Raw genomic sequence first — 17,896 nt, 5'->3', positions numbered from 1 at the left:
CTTCATCTGCCGCAAGGTTCAGCGGCTCGGAGTACAGCGACAGCAGCGCAGAGTTAAAAGCCCCGTAGGCGTTGCGCAGTTCTGCTGTTTGCGCGGGGCTTACTGGAAAAAAGCGTCGAGTGCGTCTGGCTGCGTCTTCGCCTTGCGCACGCCCGTTATATTGACATTGTATTTGTCCACGAAATACTGCGGGTCTATCTCGTAGTATTCCAGCAGCACGCGTTCCATTTCGCGCTGCTCGCTGGGCGAAAACGTAGCTGCGTCGTTCCACTCGAAGCGCAGGCCGTCCACCTTGAAGCCGTGCGTTTGCATAAATGGCAGCAGCTTGCCGTTAATGTTGTAGGCAAGCATAGTCTTGTCGTCCTCGACCACGTTCTCGAATACTTCGAGGTGTGTTTCAGACTGTGAAAGGCTGCTGCCGCTGTCTATGGTCATAGTCTGGTTAAGAATGCCCTTGGACATTTCGGAGTTACAGCGGTCTATGCGCTTGTCGAAGACGTTGTAAGCATCGCCCCTGCTGCTTTCCTTAATCTCAATTTCGGTGCCGTCAGGGAACAACCCCCAAAAGGCATTGCCCATATTTTCGAGTGCGTCTTCAATCTTTCGGCGTTCGCCGTCGTCGGTGGTGGTGGCTTTGGCTATACGCATAGGCGCGCCGAAAATCTCGCCGAACATATCCCAAAAGCCTAACATATTGCGCTTGCTGATACACTGCGGGCTGCACGACAGCAGCAGGCCGAGGTCGTCTTTCTTGCCCGCCTCAATTACCCACTGGGAAAACTCGCCCTCTCGGTAGTCTATGCCATTGCGCCAGTCGTCGCCCACGGTGCGCAGCAGTACGCCGTGCTCAGGGCAGACGTGCTTACGCGGTACAAGTTCCACGCCGCTGAACTTCAAGCCCTCGGCAGTCTTAATGGTATCGCCGAACTGTATAAGGCTATGCCCCCAAAATCGTGCATCTAACACATAGTCGCAATAGTCGCTGAACCATTCCTGCCGCAGTATGTCGGTAGCCTTTTCGTCTTCCTTTCCGTCGGCCTTTACCAGTCTGAACTCGCAACGCTTTGTCATACCCTTGCGCTGGTTAATTGCGCCCTGCAAATGCAGGTCGATTAAGTTGTCGGTGTAAATGTCGTAAAGGCGTGTGCGCTGTGGGTTGTCCACGTTAATGGCCAGCTGCCACGCCGTGCGCCACATACCCACGTCCTTTTTTGTAAGCGTGTCGGTCTGTCGCATCAGCTCTGCGGTCAGCCTGCGCCCTTTCTCGCTTCGCATCAGGCTGACGACGCGCTGCATATCTGTCTGCGTATATACCCTGTTGCCAGACAGTGTGCTGTACGCACTTTTTATTCTCTGTAAAATATCCATTTGAATGCTGTTTAATCGGGTGTTTAATACTGTTTAATCGTTTACCACGTCGGGCGTGTAGGTGGCTGGCTTCCATATCTGACGGGGTTGTTCGTGTCTGTTTCCTTTCCGTCTTCGGAAACGTAGGTCGGCAGGTCTGGGCTTGCCTTGCTTGCCTGTATGTCTTTCAGCCACTTAATGCTGTCGTTGTACAGGCATTCGCGCCGTTCGTGCCCCATGTTGTCGGGCAGGCGGTGTACCATTAGCCACAGGCATATATTTACGCAGCACTGCACCAGCATAGGGTTGCGGTCTTCGCCCTTTGCTCGGAACGCACGGCTCATATCGTAGCGGTGGCGTGTGTAGCTGCTTATTTCCTCAATGGCTGCACGTTCTGCACGTTCCCGCATATCTGCGTCAGCTTGCAGCGCGTCTATCTCGTACATATCGCATACAGCCTTGTAATCTTCTATATCCAAAAACATTGCTTACCGTGCTTTTGGGCACGCCTCGAAAATAGCCAGTTTGCGCGCCTTTTCGGCTGTAAAGCCTTTTGCGAAGCGGTGCTGACGTACCAGCTTGCGCACTCCCTGCATAGATATAACCACGGGCTTGCCGCCCCATACCAACACCAAAAACTTGCGACGGTGCAAATCGGCACTGCGCTGCGCCTTGCGAATGGCACGCTTTTTACGCCATTCAAACAGGCATACTTGAATAAACTTCTTAATCTTTACCATGTTACGTTTTTTGCGGTCGTCCGCTTGCCGAACGACGGTGTGAAACTTGTTATCTTTGAATGCTTCTGCAAAATTGATATTGCGCTTTCGTCTGCGTCGGGTGCGTCGTCGTGTCCTCTCATTCCCTTTTGGAATGCGAGCGTTTGGTCTATGCCCGCCAGCATATCGGGGTCGTCTTTCTGGCTGTCGTCGTAGAAGACAAAACCACGTTCCCACAGGGGCGCAATGCTTTCAATGCGCAGGAACTTGTCGGGCTTCTTGCGCTTATCCCCCACGATAGGCAGCTGATAGCCACGCAGCACGCCCTCGGTAGTGAAGTCGTCCAGCAAAGCGTCCTGCATGAAGTTGGCCTCCATATAGTATTTTATCGCTATGCCCGTCTTTTCTGCCCATTCGTACAGGTCATAGCACCAGCGCACCATTTCCGCCACCGTGGCTTGTCTGACGAATGCCCGCAAGTGCCACAGCTGTGTTTTCTTTGTCTTGCCCCACAGCTTCGCCGCCTTGTAGTCGTTCTTTTGGCTTGACTTCCACGACGGGTCTATGTACAGCACTATTTCGGTAAAGTCGCGCCACGCTGGGCGTTTAGCCCACCTTATCCAGTCGGCGCGGAACACAGCCCCGTCAACGATAGGGTTATTCATATATTCGCGCTGAAACGAACGGTAGCCCGTGAAGTCCTCAATCGCCTGCACTTCCTGCCGTGTCCACTTCGCAGCCCACGACACATTACCTTTTGCGTCCAGTATATTGACCTGTGACACCTTGACGCTTTTGATGGCACACACGTTGGCCAGCACGCTGTTTTTCGCTATCAAGTTACCCACCATGATAAAACGGCCACGTCCGCCGTCCAGCGCGCCGAATAGTGCCTCCTTTACCCAATCGGTCAGTTTGGTAACGCGGGCAGGGCTTTGGCAGAGTTCGTCGTCGTCGAGGTCGTCTATGACAATGTAGTCGGGTCGGTGGCTTCGATAGCGCAGACCACGGGGCGACTGTCCACGGCCGCGGGCAAAGAATGCCGTGCCGTCCTTAGTAACGAACGAGCCGTCTTCCCACGTTCCATTATTGTGCTGCTGTCCAAAGTCATTTATGTAGCGTTTGTTATACTGTAACTCCGCCTGCAAGTCGGCAAGCAGTGTTTTCGCGTTGTCTTCGCTCTTTCCGACCAGCACCATAACCCAAAACTGGCGAAGCTCTGCACCGCCATATATCTGCGCTTTCAGCCACATAGGTATAAAAATATCTATGTGGGTGGACTTTGCCGCGCCTCTGTGCCACTTATATACGGCTTTCAGGTTCTTGTCGGCTTTAATCTGCTTTGCCGCCTTAATCTGGAATGGCGCGCAGGGTGTCTGCTTTCCTGTCTGCGGGTTGCTGGTGTAGTGTGGGAAATAATAATCGACAAACGCGCCGTAATCAGATAGCAGGTGTTTGATACGTTCTTTTTTCTGCTTCTCTGTTTCGTGCGCGTTTGTCGTTGTTGCTTCCTCGACAGCCTCGCAGTGCGCCTTCCATTGCAGGACGGCTTCTTTCAGCGTAAGTTTGTCGTAATTTGGCATAGCTTTTTACATTAGCTTGTTTTGCATTAAATAGTTGATGTACTGGTCTTGGTACTTCATTATCTTTTTCATCAGTTCTGGCGTAATGCTTTCGTCGAACTGCGCCTGAAATTGAAGCCATTTACCAAATGCCATAAACACCTCGATAGCGTCTACCACGCTTGCTTTTTTATCCAGTTTCTCAATGGTGGCGGCAATCTTCGCCAGCTTGTCGCCCAATCCGTTTGCCACGTCTGGGTTTTCTGACACGTCTACGCTGTCGATCATCTTGTCTATTGTTCGCAGGAGCTTGTTTACCAGTTCAGGGCGTGTAATGTTCTTTGCTGCGCGCTGTTCCTGCCAGCCGCCTGCATTGACCCATTTTGTTACCGTCTGGGGCGACACGCCCACTTTTTCTGCTATTAACTTCTGCTGGTCGCCTTGCATATACAGCAGGCGTGCGTACTCTCGTCGGTCTTCGAGTTCTTTCTTGCTAATCATTCATAAGTTTGCTGTTATATGGTTATTATGATGTTAAAACACTGCAAAGGTGGACAAAAACGGCCGTCCGTGAAAAAAGAGTGTAAGGTTTTTACACTGTTTTTGCAGGGAGCAAAGAAATACTGCAATTTTGCGTCGGAAACATCGCGGCGTAGAGCAGCTGGCAGCTCGCGGGGTTCATTCCCCCGAAGTCGCAGGTTCGAGTCCTGCCGCCGCAACACAAATGTTTTTTCATAGTATTAGTTTTTAGGTTAATAGATTGTTTACAAGTGGCCTGCTGTGAAGCCCGCCACTTTTCAAACAAACAAAAAAACAACAAAGAACAATGGCAAAAGAAGTAGTGATAAATACCAGTGGACTGAACAGCTACGGCAGCCGTGTGCTGACCGACGGGCTGGACACGACACAATATCAGAAAAACCCTGTGCTTCTATGGATGCACAGGCGTTACGGCGATAACAGCGCGCCTATCGGTCGCATGGAAAACCTGCGCATTGACGGCGACCGCTTGATTGGTACTCCAGTATTCGACCTTGAAGACGACTTTGCAAAGAAAATCGCGAACAAGTGGGAAAAAGGGTTTTTGAATATGTGCAGCGCGTCTGTCGAAATACTGGAAACCAGTACCGACCCACAGCACCTTATACAAGGGCAAAGCCGTGCCACCGTTACGCGTGGCAAGCTCTTAGAGGTCAGCATTGTGGACATCGGCAGCAATGACGACGCATTGAAGCTAATGAACAGTGGCAAACTTCTGGAACTGTCAGCAGGCGAAGCGTCGCCCTTGCTGCCCCTGCTGGAGCTATCAAACACCGACAATTCGGTAAATTCAAACATAATTCAACAAACAAAAATGAAAAAAGAAACATTGCTTATTCTCGGACTTCCCGAAACGGCAACCGAGGAACAGGTACACGACGCAATCGTAAACCTGAACAAAAAGGCGAAACAGGTAGAAACCTTGCAGCTTGCCAATGTGACGGCAGCCGTGGACGCAGCCATTGCCGACCGACGTATCACGGCCGACAAGCGCGACCACTTCATCAATCTGGGCAAGGCGGCAGGCTTCCAGAGCCTTACGGAAACATTGAACCTTATGCAGCCCGCCCGCAAGCCTACCGACGTGCTGGACCTGTCGAACGACAACGCAGGCAAGCAACAGCCAACAGGCAAGCAGGAGTATGCGAAGCTGTCGGACGTGCCAGAAGACAAGCTGCTCGAACTGCGCAAGGACAACCCCAAAGAGTATGCGCGCCTGTATAAGCAGGAGTATGGCATTGAGTGCCCTGTAATCAAAGAATAACTAACAAACTTTTTAAGGATAATGGAAAACAAGAAAATGACAAAGAAAAGTGCTTTGCTTCGACTGCTCTGCGCTTTGTGTTTTAACAGCGTCGTAGGTGCAGCCGTCAGTGTCTTAGCTTTCGGCAGTTCTGCGCTTGTCGGTGCAATCGTGGCGAATGCCGTTGCGCTTATCGTGGGTGCATCTTTCCCAAAGTCGGCCTTGCGCTCTGGCGTGTTGGTAGAGGTGTGGACGGGCGAAATGATTAAGGCATTCCGTACACCCCCGTCGGCCGTAAGCTGGTTTGACCGTGTGCGCTCGTATGACCAGTATGTGGAAAATGACGTTATACACTTTGCAGAGCTGGGCGGCGACCCGAAAGTGTTAATCAATAACACCACCTACCCGCTGAACATTCAGACACTGGAAGACGCAGACAAGCCTGTCAGCCTCGACAAGTTCGACACAGAGGCAACGCCAGTAACAGACGACGAACTGCACGCCCTTAGTTACGACAAAATGGGGAGCGTTCAGGAACGCCACCGCGAATCGCTTAAAGAGGCGACGTACCAAAAGGCATTGCACGCCTATGCGCCCGACTCGAACGTGGCAAAGAAAACCCCTGTTTTCGTTACCACGGGCGAAGCTGTCGGCGACCGTAAGAAAATGGTTGTAGCCGACCTTATTGAACTGAAACGCCAGTGCGACTTAATGGGTATGCCGCAGGAGGGTCGTGTGCTCGTATTGTGTCCAGACCATAGCAATGACCTGCTCGAAACCAGCAAGAACTATGCGGAGCACTACAACATCAACGACACCGAGGGCAAAATCACACGCCTGTACGGCTTCGATATTTACGAATACAACAACTGTCCGTTCTACACTGTTAGCACGCTTAAAAAACTTGCATTCGGCAAAACTCCAGCAGATACAGAGCAGCAGGCTTCCGTGGCGTTCCACGTCGGCAGTATGATGAAAGCCAACGGCTCTGTGAAGTTCTACCATAGCGAAGCAAAGAACGACCCTTTGTATCATCGCAACCTCGTGAACTTCCGCAAATACGGCATTGCCTTGCCGCTTAAAGCGAATTGCACCCGTGCTGCTATCGTCAGTGCTACTGCCTAATGGGAAAGCAGCTTAAATACTTAGTGATACACTGCACTGCCACACGGGCAGGTCGTGAGGTGTCCGCCGCTGATATTAGGCGGTGGCATACTTCGCCCCCGCCTGACGGCAGAGGCTGGAAGCAGGTAGGATATACCGACCTTGTACACCTTGACGGGCGCATTGAACGGCTCGTAAGGAACAACGAGGACGAATGGGTGGACGACTGGGAAGTAACCAACGGCGCAGCAGGCTATAACAGCGTAAGCAGGCATATCGTCTATGCTGGTGGCTGCGCAGCTGACGGAAAGACACCCGAAGACACCCGCACACAGGCGCAGAAAGACGCGCTGGAACGCTATGTCCTCGACTTCCACGCAAAGCACCCTAACATAAAGATAATTGGCCACAGACAGCTGAACGGGGCAAAGGCGTGCCCGTCTTTCGACGTTCCGGCGTGGCTTCAAAGTATTGGTATAAAACAGTAAAAATGAATGGACAGCGAAGTAACGACGCTTATCGTGTCTTCTGTCGCTGCCGCCCTTAGTGCGCCGATTGGCGCGTGGGTGGGCAGCCGACTGCAAGCCGCGAAGTATAAGGCAGAAATAGACGGCCTGCGTGCAGAGGTACAAAACAAGCTCGCTGGCGTTAAAAACAGCGAGCTGGACAACGTGCGCAAGGCAAACGACATTCTTGTCGAAAGCATCGTTACACCGCTGAAAAAAGAAATCAACAGTTTACGCCGTGATGTGGATAAATTTAGAAAAGCGGTTGAGAAAATACCGTCTTGCAGCTATGCTGATAATTGCCCTGTTTCTCGTCAGTTGCAGAAGTACGAAAACTGCGACACTGGAACAGACAACAGCGACTGCGTTAAGTAGCAGCCAGCAGACGCAGCGCGACAGCCTGCTATATGCCCGTATGGACGCAGAGCTTGAGCGCGTAATGCAACAGGCCAGCAGCTTCGACATGCAAGCCGTTATCTTTGACACCACACAGCCTGCCGACAGTGCCACGGGCTTGCCGCCAGTCAAAGCAGCCATTAGGCAGCGCAGACAGGTAAGAACAACGGACTGCACGCGGGAACGTCAGAAGACGGCGCAGGCGGCAGAGGTCAGCACAGCGACAAAAGCCGCCGAACATAGCAAAACGGCCAGTACCTTACAGGTAAAGAAACGACAAAAGCCCGCCACGGACAGCTATCTGGTATGCGGGCTATTGTCCGTCATGCTCGGTGCAGCGGCCACAGTTACAATTTACATTAAACGAAAAAGAAATGAGTACAGGTCTAACCATTAACAGACAGAACGGCAACGTTCCTAAAAGCGTGGCAGGCAAAGACCATGTTAGCGGCCTTATCGCTTATCTGTTGTCTACCGAAGTGCCAGAGGCTTTTAAGACAGCCCCCGTGCAGGGCGTTTCTACCATTGACAAGGCAGAGCAGCTGGGCATTACAGCCGACGCAAAGGCTGCGTGGTCTATCAGGGTGCTGCATTACCAGCTTTCTGAAATCTTCCGCGTAAACAAGGGCATTACCCTTTATCTGGGCATCTTTGCGAAACCAGACACGCACACGTTTGCCGAAATCAAGACCATGCAGCACTATGCACTGGGCGAAATTAGGCAGATTGGTATTTGGGACGGAACGACCGCCCTAACCCCGCAGAACATCGTAGCCATTCAAAAGGTGACCGACGGTCTGGACGAAGAAAACGCCCCCCTTTCGGTGGTCTATGCGCCAAAAGTGGCAGACTATAAGAAGCTGCCCGCCAACCTTGCGGCTGGACAAAGCCGCGTAAGCGTCTGCATTGCGCAGGACGGTGGCGGAACAGGTGCGGCATTGTTTGCCCATACAGACAACAGTACGCGTGCCAGCGTGTCGGCTGTGGGCGTAATGCTTGCCACTATGTCGCTTGCCGCCGTGCATCAGTGCATAGCGTGGGTTAAGAAATTCCCGTCAGGCATCAGTCAGCCTGCATTATCGGACGGCGTGCTTGTGCGCGACATCGACAAGGCAGAGCTCGCGAAGCTGGACACTGGCCGCTATTGCTTCCTTATTACCCACGTTGGCATCGCTGGCAGCTACTGGAACGACAGCCATAATATGGACTTGCCCACAAGCGACTACGCCGCCATTGAGAACGTGCGCACTATGGATAAGGCCGTGCGTGGCATTCGCGTGTATGTAACGCCAGAACTGGGCGGCAACGTCTATATCGACCCCGTTACAGGCAAAATGCAGCCCTACACCGTGGAGCATTTGCAGAGCACGGCAAACATCGCCTTAGAGGAAATGGAAAAGGCAGGGGAACTTAGCGGCTATTCTGCCGAAATCGACCCTGAGCAGAACGTGGGCAGCACCTCGGAGGTAGAAATCGTTATCAAAAACGTGGCTGTGGCCGTGGCGCGTAAAATCAGAGTGAAAATCGGTTACGTTAAAACAGTATAGCAATGGAAGCAATAAACAACGGAGTCCCTTTCATTAACGGGAAACTGTATGACTGGGCAGACATCGTTACTACTATCGCGGGCGTGCCCGTTACTGGAATAGTAGCGATAGAATACAGCGACGACCAAGAGGTCGAAGTTAAGTACGGCGCAGGTCGCTACCCTGTCGGCTATGGTAAGGGGCGCATTAAGCCTACCGCCAAAATCACGCTTTATCAAGAGGAAGTGGAAGCCATACAGGCGCAGAGCGTGAACGGGCGTTTGCAGGATATTGCACCTTTCAATATCAATGTAACATATATGCCAGACAGCGGCATCGTGAAAACCGACAAGCTGCGTAACTGTATGTTCAAGAACAACAAGCGCAACTGGAAAGAGGGCGACACGGGCAAGACCGTGGAACTTGACCTGCTTTTGTCAAATATCGACTGGGCAAAATAAACAGTTAAACAGCATTTAATAACCCATTAAACAGTTTATAAATATGGATAAAGACGCATACAAGGAGTTTAACGGCGGTGTTACCGCTGAAAACGTAGAACAGTGGAAAAAGCAGCACGGTAAGGTCTTCTGTATCGAAGTGGAGGACGGCGACGACCTGCACAAGGGATATTTCCGCCGCCCGTCTATCGACATTATGGCCGCCGTTACGAAGTTGTCGAAGACAGACGAAGTTAAGAGCGGTAAAACGCTTTTCGACGGCTGCTGGCTCGGTGGAAGCGAACCGCTTAGACAGGACAGCGTGCTGTTCCTTACCTGCTTGCAGCAGCTTAATGTGTTGCTTACCAGTGCGACGGGTCGCGTAAAAAACTTATAACGTCGCACCTGCTTGAGGTTGATGTGGAGGGGAAAGAGGATAAAGACGGGTTTGTCAAAGCCTGTGCCCTTATTCGCTCAAACCTACACATTGACCCAACGGCAGGCAGCGACGAAGACTTCGCTTGGTGGTATGCGCAGGCTCTATGGCTTGAAGAAATACGATTGAAAAATCAGGCAGACTTACTGGCGCGCTTGTTTCTTGAAAAGAAATCGTGAACAAAGGCACGAATAAGCAGCAATGATATATATAGAGGTAATAACAACATCCCTATATATATGAATGCGGTAAGCACTTGTCCTATAAAAATTAAAACACTTTCCATTCTGTTGCATTTAACACGGTGCAAGTATAAGTAAAAAAAGTCGGATATGCAAAATTTTCAGTACAATTTTAACGTAGGCGGTAATTATTCCGCTGAAATAAACAACATAACCAGTGCGACAGGCAGATTTTCTGCGTCTGTCGACGGAGCTATGTCTACCGTTACGAAATTGGCTGGAAAGTTTGCCGTGTTCGACCTTGCATCGTCTTATATGTCAAAATTCGACTCGACCATTCAATCACTTTCAACGGCAGGCATAACGCTGGACAGCCAAATGCACGACCTCTCTGCCGTAGCTGGCGTTACGGGTAAAGGTCTGAAAGAAATAGAGGGCTACGCCAGAGAGAGTGCGCAGGCATTCGGTACGGACGCAGGCGTTGCGGTGGAGGGTTACAAACTGCTTTTGTCGCAGCTCACGCCCGAACTGGCTAAATGCCCCGAAGCTCTCAAAGCTATGGGCAACTCCATACAGACCACCAGCAAGCTAATGGGCAATGACGGCGTGGCAGCCGCCGAAGTTCTTACCACAGCTATGAACCAGTACGGCGTTTCATTGGACGACCCATTGGAAGCCAGCCGTAAAATGGCCGATATGATGAACGTAATGGCGGCAGCTGGGCAGGCAGGTAGTGCGGAACTTCCAGCCATTAAGGCAGCCCTCGAACAGTGCGGTATGGCGGCAAAGTCGGCTAATGTCAGCTTTGAAGAAACAAACGCCGCCATACAGGTGCTGGACAAGGCAGGTAAGAAAGGCAGCGAGGGCGGTGTGGCTCTGCGCAACACGCTGGCCATATTGGGGCAGGGGCGGTTCTTGCCAAAGGACACGCGCGAAGCTCTGGAAGCAGCAGGCATTAACGTGCTAAAACTGGGCGACAAAAGTCTGACGCTGAAAGAACGCCTCGATATGCTGAAGCCTATAATGAAAGACTCTGCACTATTCAGCAAGTTGTTTGGTATGGAGAATGCCAACGCCGCCCGCGCACTGGTACAGGGCAGCGACCAAATAAAGGCTTTTCAAGACCAGATAACAGGCACGAAAAGCGCAGAGGAACAGGCAGCCGTAGTAATGGACAGCTACGCAGAACGTCAGGCACGCGTGCAGCAGCATTTTGAAGATATGAAAATATCTATCTTTCAAGCCACAGGCGACCTGTCTATCTGGGTAGGTACACTAACCTCTGCACTTGTACCACTTTCGCAGCTTATGCCGCTAATTCAGGGCGTAGGAAGCGTAATGGCATCTGTCAAAGGTTTGCAGTGGGCAAGTATGTGGTCGCGCATTCAGCGTTTTGTTTTCGCATCGCGTCTGCAAATGGCTTTTATGAACCGTGAACTAATAACAGGGCAATTTGCTTCAAATGGTTTTATGCTGAACATTACACGCGCTACGCTTGCCGTGCTACGGTTTGGTACTGTTGGGATATTGCAGGGCATCAAGGCACTGGGCGCATTCCTGCTTTCACTCGTTACCACTGGCGGAGCTTCCGCAACATTTGCGGGTATTGCATCTGCTTCATTCTCTGCGTTCAAGCTGTCGGCTGTAACAGCTTGCCGTGCCGTTGGCATAGCGATTATGAATATCCCTATTATCGGTTGGGTGGCTGCTGCCATAGCTGCGCTTATCGCGCTGGGCGTGTATTTCTGGAATACATCTGTAAAATTCCGCGCGGTACTCAAAGGCTTATGGGCGGCGTTCAAAACGGTGTTTACTGGCATCGGTTTAATGGCAAAGCAGACATTTGGAGCTATCGGCGACCTGATTAAAGCAGCTTTCAAGTTGGACGCTGGCGGAATATCTGCGGCACTGGACAGGCTCAAAGGAACTTACAGCGACTTTGGCAAAAAGGTCGGGCAGGCATTCAGCGAAGCGTATAACGCCGAAATCAAGGCGGGCGAAAAAAAGAACGTCAGCAAGAAAGAGGCAAAGGCACAGGCTTCTGCGGTAGTTCCTGTTGTGGAACAGCCGAAAGTTCCCGACGTAACGGGCGGCACGGCAGGAAACACCAAATCGAAGAAGCACGACAAAAGCGGCGACAGCAGCAGTGAAAGCGGAAGCAAGATAAAGAATATAACCATTAACGTAGACAGACTGGTAGAACGTATTGAAATACATACGGCAAATATGAAAGAGGGTGCAGAACGTATTAAAGACGTAGTAGCAGAAGCCCTGCTGTCGGCGTTGAATGACACTAATTTAGCAACGGACTGAAATGTTACCTGTTAGTTTCAAATTCGTGGCCGCCAGCGCGGCACAGCAGTTGAAAGGCGTACTGTACAGGTTCTCCCCTGCCAGAATTGCGGCATCGCCCGACTGGAACGGCGACGGGGCAACCTTTCAGGCGCAGAACGTCGCAAGCCCTTACACGGACAAAAGTGCGTGGGCAGACCGTTACGCCCTGTGCGAGCTGACGTTCAGAAAGGAAAGCGGCGAAGAACTGGTAATGAACGACGCAATCGCAGCCATAGCCAAAAGCAAGAATATCATAAAAACAAACCTTGTGGGTATGGCTGGCAGCGTGAAAGAATACATCAGCGACGGCGACTATTCCATTAACGTGCTGGTAGGTGTTCAGGCAGTAGAAAACGGCCTTATTGTCGATAAATACCCGTCGGAGGGTATAACGCAGCTGCACGACTTTTTCGACGTGGACGAGCCTATTTATGTGCATTCCGCATTCTTGGAGCTGTTCGACATCAGTAAGGTAGTAATTAGCAGCTTTTCTGCCAGCCAAAGGACAGAAAGCAATTACCAGCCTATTGAAATTTCAATGATAAGCGACGGCGATTATAACGTGTACAGTACCGATTATAAATAGCATTTAAAAACCATTCAAAAGGCAGTTAAACAATGTACAGACTTTGTGCAAAAATAGAATTTACAGGCGCGAAAAAATGGCAGCTTGACTATGTTACGGAAGTAGAGATAACCCGCGACACAGAAAAGCTGACAGATACCTGCAAAATCACGCTGCCTAAAAAGTTGAAGTGGGACGGCGAAAGCCGCGTACCATTGCAGCGGGGCAACGGTGTTAAAGTGTGGCTGGGCTACGACGATAACTTAGAACTGGCCTTTGTCGGCTACGTCAGGGAAGTGGGCTTCAAAACGCCTATTGTCGTGGACTGTGAAGACGAAATGTACAAACTTAAACAGCTACCTGCACAGAAAAAGGCATACAAGAACGCAACACTGGAACAGCTGCTGAAAGACCAGAACATCGGGTGCACAATCAAGGTAATGGGCGAACAGCACCTCGGACAGTACCGCGTAACTTCCGACACGGTGGCCAGTATGCTGGGCAAGTTGCAACAAAACGGCATCAGGTCTTTTTTCAAGTACGAAGACGGGAAGTCTGTTTTATATGCAGGCGTTCTGTTTGAAACATCGGCAACCATTTCGCAGGTTTTCGCCACAGGCATAAATATCATTAGCGACGACAGCCTCGAACAACAAAAGGCAGACAGTATGCGCCTGTGCATTAAGGCGGTCAGCCTTATGCCGAACAATAAGAAAATAAAGGTTGAAGTCGGCGACGCTGACGGCGAACGCCGCACCATACACACATACAATAAAAAAGAAAGTGAGTTAAAGGCGTGGGCGGAGCAGGAAGTGAAACGCTTAAAGCGCGACGGCTTGAAAGGAAACCTAACCACATTCGGCTACAAACTCGCAGATAAGCTCGACGCGGTAGGTATCAAGATAGACGGCACGCCTATGGGTGTCTATCAGATAAAAAAGAACGTGATTAAATACAGCACTGGCGGCTATCGTCAGGACATAACATTAGGGCAAAGGGTGGCAGAATGAACACGCAGGAAATAATACGAAGAATAGTGCAGCAGGGTGCAGCACCCGTCGGCAGTGTCGCCTGTACGGTTACGGCCGTGGATAAGACGGCACGCACTTGCGACTGCGACCCGCTGAATGAAGACGCACCTATTCTGGGCGTGAACTTACAGGCAAACCAGCAGGCAAAATTCGGCGTGGTGCAATTTCCGCGCGTAGGCAGCTTTGTCGTCGTAGGCTTCCTGTCTGACGGTATGGCGGGCGCAGTTCTGCTGACTGACGACGTGGAAAGCGTCGAGGTGGTTATCAGTGAGGACACAGCGCGGGCGGTTCTGGACGAGCAGGGTGTGCGCATCAATATGGCGGACAGCATCAGCGTAGAGCTGAACAGCGACGGCATCGTTATGAATGGTGGCGAACTGGGCGGACTGGTCAAGGTTGAAGACGTTACCACACGCCTGAACATTATAGAGAAAGATATAAATGCTTTGAAAAAGGCACTGACTGGCTGGACACCAGTTCCACAGGACGGCGGCAGCGCACTGAAAGCTGGCGTAAACTCGTGGGCTGGCAAATCCTTGCAGCTGTCAAAGCGTGGCGACTATGAAAATGAAAAGGTAAAGCAATGAAAGGACTACTGACAGATAACAAGACGGGCGATCTGCTCGTGGAGCACAAAAAGGCTGCCGTCGATAACTGCGAGGGGCAAGTCATTGAATGCGTGCTAATGGCTGCCCGTGGGGAGTTCAAGGAATTGCCGCTCATAGGCGCAGAGGTACGCCAGCATATCGGTGGCACGCGGGACGTGTTCTGGCCGACAGAAACAAAGAAAATGATTAAAGCCGTGGGCGTAGACGTGCATACTATACAGGTAGACGCTGACGGCGTGATAAATATAAAATAGCACATTATGCAGGTAATTGTAAAAGACAGGCAAAGCCTAATAGACATAGCCGTGCAGGTGCTCGGTGGCGCGACTGGCATCTTCGCGCTGGCAGAGCGTAACAATATCTGCATAACCGACAGGCTGCACGATGGGCAGGTGCTCGAATGGGAGCTTGAGGACACCGTAGACGCAAAGATACAGAAAGCATATCAGTTGCGTGGCATCGTACCTGCCACGGATATAAGCCAGCAGGACACGGCCGACCTGTTGAAAGCAACGGGCAGCCGCCTGCGCGACATCATACTGCCACCATTCGGGCGCGACTGGCGCACGGAACTTATCAGCGGTTCAGTGGTATGGTCTATCGATAGCATACGCAGCGCGGCAAACGGCACTATGGGCGTAGCTGTGGCCACTACTGACGGCGTTGTGGTGGACAAGATAAAACAGGTGCAGAAGCAGATAGCTAACGGCGAGGCGGTCGTATCAGAAAGCGGCCAGACCCTTGTACGGTTGTTTACTAATCAATTTAACGACGTGTTTGCATAATGAATTTGACAGAAAACAGAGTTGCGGCAATAGAAACCGCAGAGCTTAGAAAAAGGGCTGAAACCATACGCGACGCTGTGATAACGAAAAGCGTAACGGCAGAAATGGTGGGCAGTCTGTTCGTAGACCTTATAGAGTGCTGCGGCAGTGTGCGAAATGCACTGGCGTTGTTTCTTGACACCAACGTCGCAGAGATAACGGCAGACGTAGACAAGCGACTGGCAGGCGTGGACGCTGCCACCAAAGCCGCAACGGCAGAAACACAAAAGAGTAATGCCACCCGTGCAATGGTTGAAAATCTGGTTAATCTGCTTAGTTCGCAGAATGTTCAGCAGCCTACGAAATTGGAAATATCATACTGCCCCGACAGTATTACGCTTGGAAACACGGCACGCCCGAAAATTGAGGCACGCGCACTGCCTGCATTCGGCTTTGGCTCTCTGCTGTTTATCGGCGATAATAGCATCGTTTCGCTTACCCCCGACGGGCATATAGTACCATTAAAGGAGGGCGCAGGCACTGTGCAGGTCATTGCCACTGCCAACACAAGCGTATATAAGACGCTGACCATTGCCGTAGTGCCGCCGCGCATCAGGCTTGCAGGCGATAGCATACGGCTGGACAGTGCGGGATATATAAGATTTACATAATGGAAACAAGGCACATAAATTATAAAAGCGACTTTGTCGTCAGGGAACGCTTCCGCGACGCTTCGGGAACATTCGTAAAACTTCCTGAAACGGACTTTGAACTGCACTACTGGGTAGGTAATCACACAGTAACAGCCAGTAGGAAGAATGGCGAATATATAAACTGTGTGCCCGACGGCGACGCTGTTCTGGTCATATTCAAAGACCACGGACTCGGAGAGGGCGAACTGAAACACGAACTGCATTTGCAGCTGAATAATGCCATATTTCCAGACGGCGTGCAGAATGTTTATTACCCCGAACGCCTGCGCCTGTTTTTGTGGAACGGCATAGGCGACACCGAGGGAGTTATAGAAAGCGACTGCGTGGCTGCCTACACCCGTGGCGATAGGTTTACATGGGACGACTTTACCGAGGCAAACATACAGGAACTGCAACGCCCTGCCGTGGAAGCTGCACAGGCTGCAACATCTGCCGCACAGAGTGCCACCGCAGCCGCCAGTGCTGCAAATGGTATGGCGGAAAAAGCCAGCAGAGCGGCAACAGAGGCGGCACAAGCAGCCGACACCGCAAACGCTTCGGCAAAAGCGGCAGACAGTGCAACGCAATCGGCACAAGTGGCAGCAATCGCCGCCTCTGAAATGACAGCCGTAGTCAAACGGACAGTCGCAGCAGCAGAAGAAGCAACCAACAAAACAAAGCAGACAGAACAGAGGGCGGCCACTGCCGCAGATTATGCAACGGAAGCTGGGCAACAAGCTGCAACGTCTGCCGAACATCTGGAAGCTATGCGCACAACTATGGAGCAAGTGGCAGAACGTGCAAAAGCCGTTGTTCAGGGTGTGCCGACAGGTCTTAAAGTGGAAGCCCCCGAATATATCACGCTGGGCAATGATACACCGCAATATATTCGCCCACAGGTAAAGCCCGACAGAGTTGCGCAAAATGTAGTCTATCAGACAAGGGGCGATATTGTGGAAGTTGAACCAGACGGGCGCATCATGGCACGTTCGACAGGTAGCGGTCGGGTGCAGGTAATACCGACACAGGGAACACAGCATTACAAAACGCTGACCATTGCCGTAGTGCCGCCACGCATCAGGCTTTCGGGCGATAGCCTACGGCTGGATAATTCGGGTAATATACGTTTAACTTAATCATTTATATATTTATGGCATTGACATCAGAACAAGAAAAGGGACTGCTCGCCGTATTGGCGGCATTCCAGAACGGCAAGCGTATTAACGACCTTGCCGAAGCCAAAGGTGCATTAAAAGATATGCGCATCGAAGTCATGGACGAAACGGGCGAAACGCACCGTATGGAGCTGGCCACCGCAGTAGAGCAAGCGGCAAACCCTATTGCTGGGAGATATTGGAACACTGCCAATTCTACCCCCACCGCAGCAGGCTACTACGGAAGCCTTCAGGCATTATGTGAATTGCCTGCAAAACTCGGTCTTGGCCGTTACCTTGTAACAGACGACCGTAAAAAGCGTAAGCTCGACCCGACGGACAGCACAAAGTACGCAGACGGAAGTCCCGCAGCCCTCGACGGAACACAGGGGCAGTGTATGTGGTGCTGGAACAGCTTTATCGCTAACATCTTCACAGAGGGCGGCACGCTGGTAAAGGCCATTACATTTGACAAGCCAATCGGTAACGGCGTGAGCGTGCGCATTCCTGCTGGCGGTACATCGTGGCTGGGGGCAGGTGTTATGGACAGAACAAATACGAAGCTGTGCTCGGTAATCAGCGAAGCGGAGCAATTCAGAGGCGGTGCAGGTTCTGCACTCAATAAAGCCAGCTATGCCAAATCGCCTGCCGCAGAGGCTGCACAGGTGTCTATGCTTGGAATGCCTGCCACACAGATAAGCACAACCAATTTCGGCACTTATGCCCGCAAACGTGGTGAGGGCTGGG

At 51.5% G+C, this 17,896-nt stretch carries 20 protein-coding genes, 1 tRNA gene and 2 pseudogenes; 18 read left to right on the top strand and 5 right to left on the bottom strand.

Annotated elements, in window-relative coordinates; all coding sequences use genetic code 11:
• Positions 1–99: 99 nt before the first annotated feature.
• Genes HMPREF3034_RS03715 through HMPREF3034_RS03695 form a run of 5 tightly spaced genes read right to left on the bottom strand, consistent with a single transcriptional unit; the run spans position 100 to position 4,126 of the window.
• Positions 100–1,368 carry a phage portal protein family protein gene (locus HMPREF3034_RS03715; RefSeq protein ID WP_062433312.1) on the bottom strand — a complete coding sequence of 423 codons (1,269 nt, stop codon included), beginning with the start codon at positions 1,366–1,368 and terminating at the stop codon, positions 100–102.
• Positions 1,369–1,409: 41 nt separating this feature from the next.
• Positions 1,410–1,832, bottom strand: a complete 423-nt coding sequence (locus tag HMPREF3034_RS03710; protein ID WP_062433309.1) for a phage protein Gp36 family protein — start codon at positions 1,830–1,832, stop codon at positions 1,410–1,412.
• Positions 1,833–1,835: 3 nt separating this feature from the next.
• On the bottom strand, positions 1,836–2,087 hold the full coding sequence (locus tag HMPREF3034_RS03705) for a hypothetical protein (protein WP_062433306.1): 252 nt from the start codon (positions 2,085–2,087) through the stop codon (positions 1,836–1,838).
• Positions 2,081–3,649 carry a hypothetical protein gene (locus tag HMPREF3034_RS03700; RefSeq protein ID WP_062433303.1) on the bottom strand — a complete coding sequence of 523 codons (1,569 nt, stop codon included), beginning with the start codon at positions 3,647–3,649 and terminating at the stop codon, positions 2,081–2,083. The genes HMPREF3034_RS03705 and HMPREF3034_RS03700 overlap by 7 nt, the downstream gene beginning before the upstream one ends.
• A 6-nt stretch (positions 3,650–3,655) precedes the next feature.
• Positions 3,656–4,126 (bottom strand): terminase gpP N-terminus-related DNA-binding protein, encoded by a 471-nt coding sequence (locus HMPREF3034_RS03695; protein WP_082721685.1) that lies wholly within the window; start codon positions 4,124–4,126, stop codon positions 3,656–3,658.
• Between the two features lie 148 nt (positions 4,127–4,274).
• On the opposite strand from HMPREF3034_RS03695, the gene HMPREF3034_RS03690 reads away from it, so the two are divergent.
• The 18 genes and pseudogenes from HMPREF3034_RS03690 to HMPREF3034_RS03600 all read left to right on the top strand — a co-directional run.
• A tRNA-Met gene (locus tag HMPREF3034_RS03690) sits at positions 4,275–4,347 on the top strand.
• A 107-nt stretch (positions 4,348–4,454) separates the two neighbouring features.
• Entirely contained in the window at positions 4,455–5,432 is a 978-nt protein-coding gene (locus tag HMPREF3034_RS03685; RefSeq protein WP_062433298.1) for an HK97 family phage prohead protease, read from the top strand.
• A gap of 36 nt (positions 5,433–5,468) precedes the next feature.
• The gene (locus HMPREF3034_RS03680; RefSeq protein WP_231725597.1) at positions 5,469–6,536 is read left to right on the top strand and encodes a hypothetical protein; all 1,068 of its coding nucleotides are present in this window, start codon (positions 5,469–5,471) and stop codon (positions 6,534–6,536) included.
• A complete protein-coding gene (locus HMPREF3034_RS03675; protein ID WP_062433292.1) occupies positions 6,536–7,003 on the top strand; it encodes an N-acetylmuramoyl-L-alanine amidase in 468 nt (155 codons plus the stop codon). The genes HMPREF3034_RS03680 and HMPREF3034_RS03675 overlap by 1 nt, the downstream gene beginning before the upstream one ends.
• A 6-nt stretch (positions 7,004–7,009) precedes the next feature.
• On the top strand, positions 7,010–7,396 hold the full coding sequence (locus tag HMPREF3034_RS03670) for a hypothetical protein (RefSeq protein WP_062433289.1): 387 nt from the start codon (positions 7,010–7,012) through the stop codon (positions 7,394–7,396).
• 40 nt (positions 7,397–7,436) lie between these two features.
• Positions 7,437–7,814, top strand: coding sequence for a hypothetical protein (locus HMPREF3034_RS03665; protein ID WP_062433286.1), 378 nt, complete (start codon positions 7,437–7,439; stop codon positions 7,812–7,814).
• Positions 7,792–8,964, top strand: a complete 1,173-nt coding sequence (locus HMPREF3034_RS03660) for a DUF2586 family protein (RefSeq protein WP_062433283.1) — start codon at positions 7,792–7,794, stop codon at positions 8,962–8,964. The genes HMPREF3034_RS03665 and HMPREF3034_RS03660 overlap by 23 nt, the downstream gene beginning before the upstream one ends.
• A gap of 2 nt (positions 8,965–8,966) precedes the next feature.
• On the top strand, positions 8,967–9,404 hold the full coding sequence (locus HMPREF3034_RS03655) for a hypothetical protein (RefSeq protein ID WP_062433280.1): 438 nt from the start codon (positions 8,967–8,969) through the stop codon (positions 9,402–9,404).
• 43 nt (positions 9,405–9,447) lie between these two features.
• Entirely contained in the window at positions 9,448–9,780 is a 333-nt protein-coding gene (locus HMPREF3034_RS03650) for a hypothetical protein (RefSeq protein ID WP_036893993.1), read from the top strand.
• 371 nt (positions 9,781–10,151) lie between these two features.
• Positions 10,152–12,314, top strand: a complete 2,163-nt coding sequence (locus HMPREF3034_RS03640) for a phage tail tape measure protein (RefSeq protein ID WP_062433277.1) — start codon at positions 10,152–10,154, stop codon at positions 12,312–12,314.
• A gap of 232 nt (positions 12,315–12,546) precedes the next feature.
• Positions 12,547–12,921 carry a DUF6046 domain-containing protein gene (locus HMPREF3034_RS12905; protein ID WP_231725596.1) on the top strand — a complete coding sequence of 125 codons (375 nt, stop codon included), beginning with the start codon at positions 12,547–12,549 and terminating at the stop codon, positions 12,919–12,921.
• A 32-nt stretch (positions 12,922–12,953) separates the two neighbouring features.
• Complete coding sequence (locus HMPREF3034_RS03630) at positions 12,954–13,910, top strand: hypothetical protein (RefSeq protein WP_062433270.1); 957 nt, start codon at positions 12,954–12,956, stop codon at positions 13,908–13,910.
• Positions 13,907–14,518 (top strand): hypothetical protein, encoded by a 612-nt coding sequence (locus HMPREF3034_RS03625; protein ID WP_062433268.1) that lies wholly within the window; start codon positions 13,907–13,909, stop codon positions 14,516–14,518. The genes HMPREF3034_RS03630 and HMPREF3034_RS03625 overlap by 4 nt, the downstream gene beginning before the upstream one ends.
• A complete protein-coding gene (locus HMPREF3034_RS03620; protein ID WP_062433266.1) occupies positions 14,515–14,793 on the top strand; it encodes a hypothetical protein in 279 nt (92 codons plus the stop codon). The genes HMPREF3034_RS03625 and HMPREF3034_RS03620 overlap by 4 nt, the downstream gene beginning before the upstream one ends.
• Positions 14,794–15,091: 298 nt before the next feature.
• Positions 15,092–15,181: pseudogene (locus HMPREF3034_RS13115) on the top strand (hypothetical protein); the annotation flags it as partial.
• Between the two features lie 142 nt (positions 15,182–15,323).
• A complete protein-coding gene (locus HMPREF3034_RS03610) occupies positions 15,324–15,974 on the top strand; it encodes a hypothetical protein (RefSeq protein WP_062433259.1) in 651 nt (216 codons plus the stop codon).
• Positions 15,974–17,131: a hypothetical protein gene (locus tag HMPREF3034_RS03605; protein WP_062433256.1), complete on the top strand. Its 1,158-nt coding sequence runs from the start codon at positions 15,974–15,976 to the stop codon at positions 17,129–17,131. The genes HMPREF3034_RS03610 and HMPREF3034_RS03605 overlap by 1 nt, the downstream gene beginning before the upstream one ends.
• Positions 17,132–17,145: 14 nt before the next feature.
• Positions 17,146–17,896 (top strand): annotated as a pseudogene (locus HMPREF3034_RS03600) (hypothetical protein); the annotation flags it as partial.

This window comes from Prevotella sp. DNF00663 (assembly GCF_001553265.1).
Lineage (GTDB): Bacteria > Bacteroidota > Bacteroidia > Bacteroidales > Bacteroidaceae > Prevotella.
The sequence above is the reverse complement of the archived record's forward strand: the minus strand, read 5'-3'. Positions and strand labels throughout refer to the sequence as shown.

What these genes read in the sequence shown, in the direction of transcription:
- HMPREF3034_RS03715 (WP_062433312.1), bottom strand. Translation starts at nt 1,368, where the DNA reads ATGGATATTTTACAGAGAATAAAAAGTGCGTACAGCACACTGTCTGGC.
- HMPREF3034_RS03710 (WP_062433309.1), bottom strand. Translation starts at nt 1,832, where the DNA reads ATGTTTTTGGATATAGAAGATTACAAGGCTGTATGCGATATGTACGAG.
- HMPREF3034_RS03705 (WP_062433306.1), bottom strand. Translation starts at nt 2,087, where the DNA reads ATGGTAAAGATTAAGAAGTTTATTCAAGTATGCCTGTTTGAATGGCGT.
- HMPREF3034_RS03700 (WP_062433303.1), bottom strand. Translation starts at nt 3,649, where the DNA reads ATGCCAAATTACGACAAACTTACGCTGAAAGAAGCCGTCCTGCAATGG.
- HMPREF3034_RS03685 (WP_062433298.1), top strand. Translation starts at nt 4,455, where the DNA reads ATGGCAAAAGAAGTAGTGATAAATACCAGTGGACTGAACAGCTACGGC.
- HMPREF3034_RS03680 (WP_231725597.1), top strand. Translation starts at nt 5,469, where the DNA reads ATGACAAAGAAAAGTGCTTTGCTTCGACTGCTCTGCGCTTTGTGTTTT.
- HMPREF3034_RS03675 (WP_062433292.1), top strand. Translation starts at nt 6,536, where the DNA reads ATGGGAAAGCAGCTTAAATACTTAGTGATACACTGCACTGCCACACGG.
- HMPREF3034_RS03670 (WP_062433289.1), top strand. Translation starts at nt 7,010, where the DNA reads ATGGACAGCGAAGTAACGACGCTTATCGTGTCTTCTGTCGCTGCCGCC.
- HMPREF3034_RS03665 (WP_062433286.1), top strand. Translation starts at nt 7,437, where the DNA reads ATGGACGCAGAGCTTGAGCGCGTAATGCAACAGGCCAGCAGCTTCGAC.
- HMPREF3034_RS03660 (WP_062433283.1), top strand. Translation starts at nt 7,792, where the DNA reads ATGAGTACAGGTCTAACCATTAACAGACAGAACGGCAACGTTCCTAAA.
- HMPREF3034_RS03655 (WP_062433280.1), top strand. Translation starts at nt 8,967, where the DNA reads ATGGAAGCAATAAACAACGGAGTCCCTTTCATTAACGGGAAACTGTAT.
- HMPREF3034_RS03650 (WP_036893993.1), top strand. Translation starts at nt 9,448, where the DNA reads ATGGATAAAGACGCATACAAGGAGTTTAACGGCGGTGTTACCGCTGAA.
- HMPREF3034_RS03640 (WP_062433277.1), top strand. Translation starts at nt 10,152, where the DNA reads ATGCAAAATTTTCAGTACAATTTTAACGTAGGCGGTAATTATTCCGCT.
- HMPREF3034_RS12905 (WP_231725596.1), top strand. Translation starts at nt 12,547, where the DNA reads ATGAACGACGCAATCGCAGCCATAGCCAAAAGCAAGAATATCATAAAA.
- HMPREF3034_RS03630 (WP_062433270.1), top strand. Translation starts at nt 12,954, where the DNA reads ATGTACAGACTTTGTGCAAAAATAGAATTTACAGGCGCGAAAAAATGG.
- HMPREF3034_RS03625 (WP_062433268.1), top strand. Translation starts at nt 13,907, where the DNA reads ATGAACACGCAGGAAATAATACGAAGAATAGTGCAGCAGGGTGCAGCA.
- HMPREF3034_RS03620 (WP_062433266.1), top strand. Translation starts at nt 14,515, where the DNA reads ATGAAAGGACTACTGACAGATAACAAGACGGGCGATCTGCTCGTGGAG.
- HMPREF3034_RS03610 (WP_062433259.1), top strand. Translation starts at nt 15,324, where the DNA reads ATGAATTTGACAGAAAACAGAGTTGCGGCAATAGAAACCGCAGAGCTT.
- HMPREF3034_RS03605 (WP_062433256.1), top strand. Translation starts at nt 15,974, where the DNA reads ATGGAAACAAGGCACATAAATTATAAAAGCGACTTTGTCGTCAGGGAA.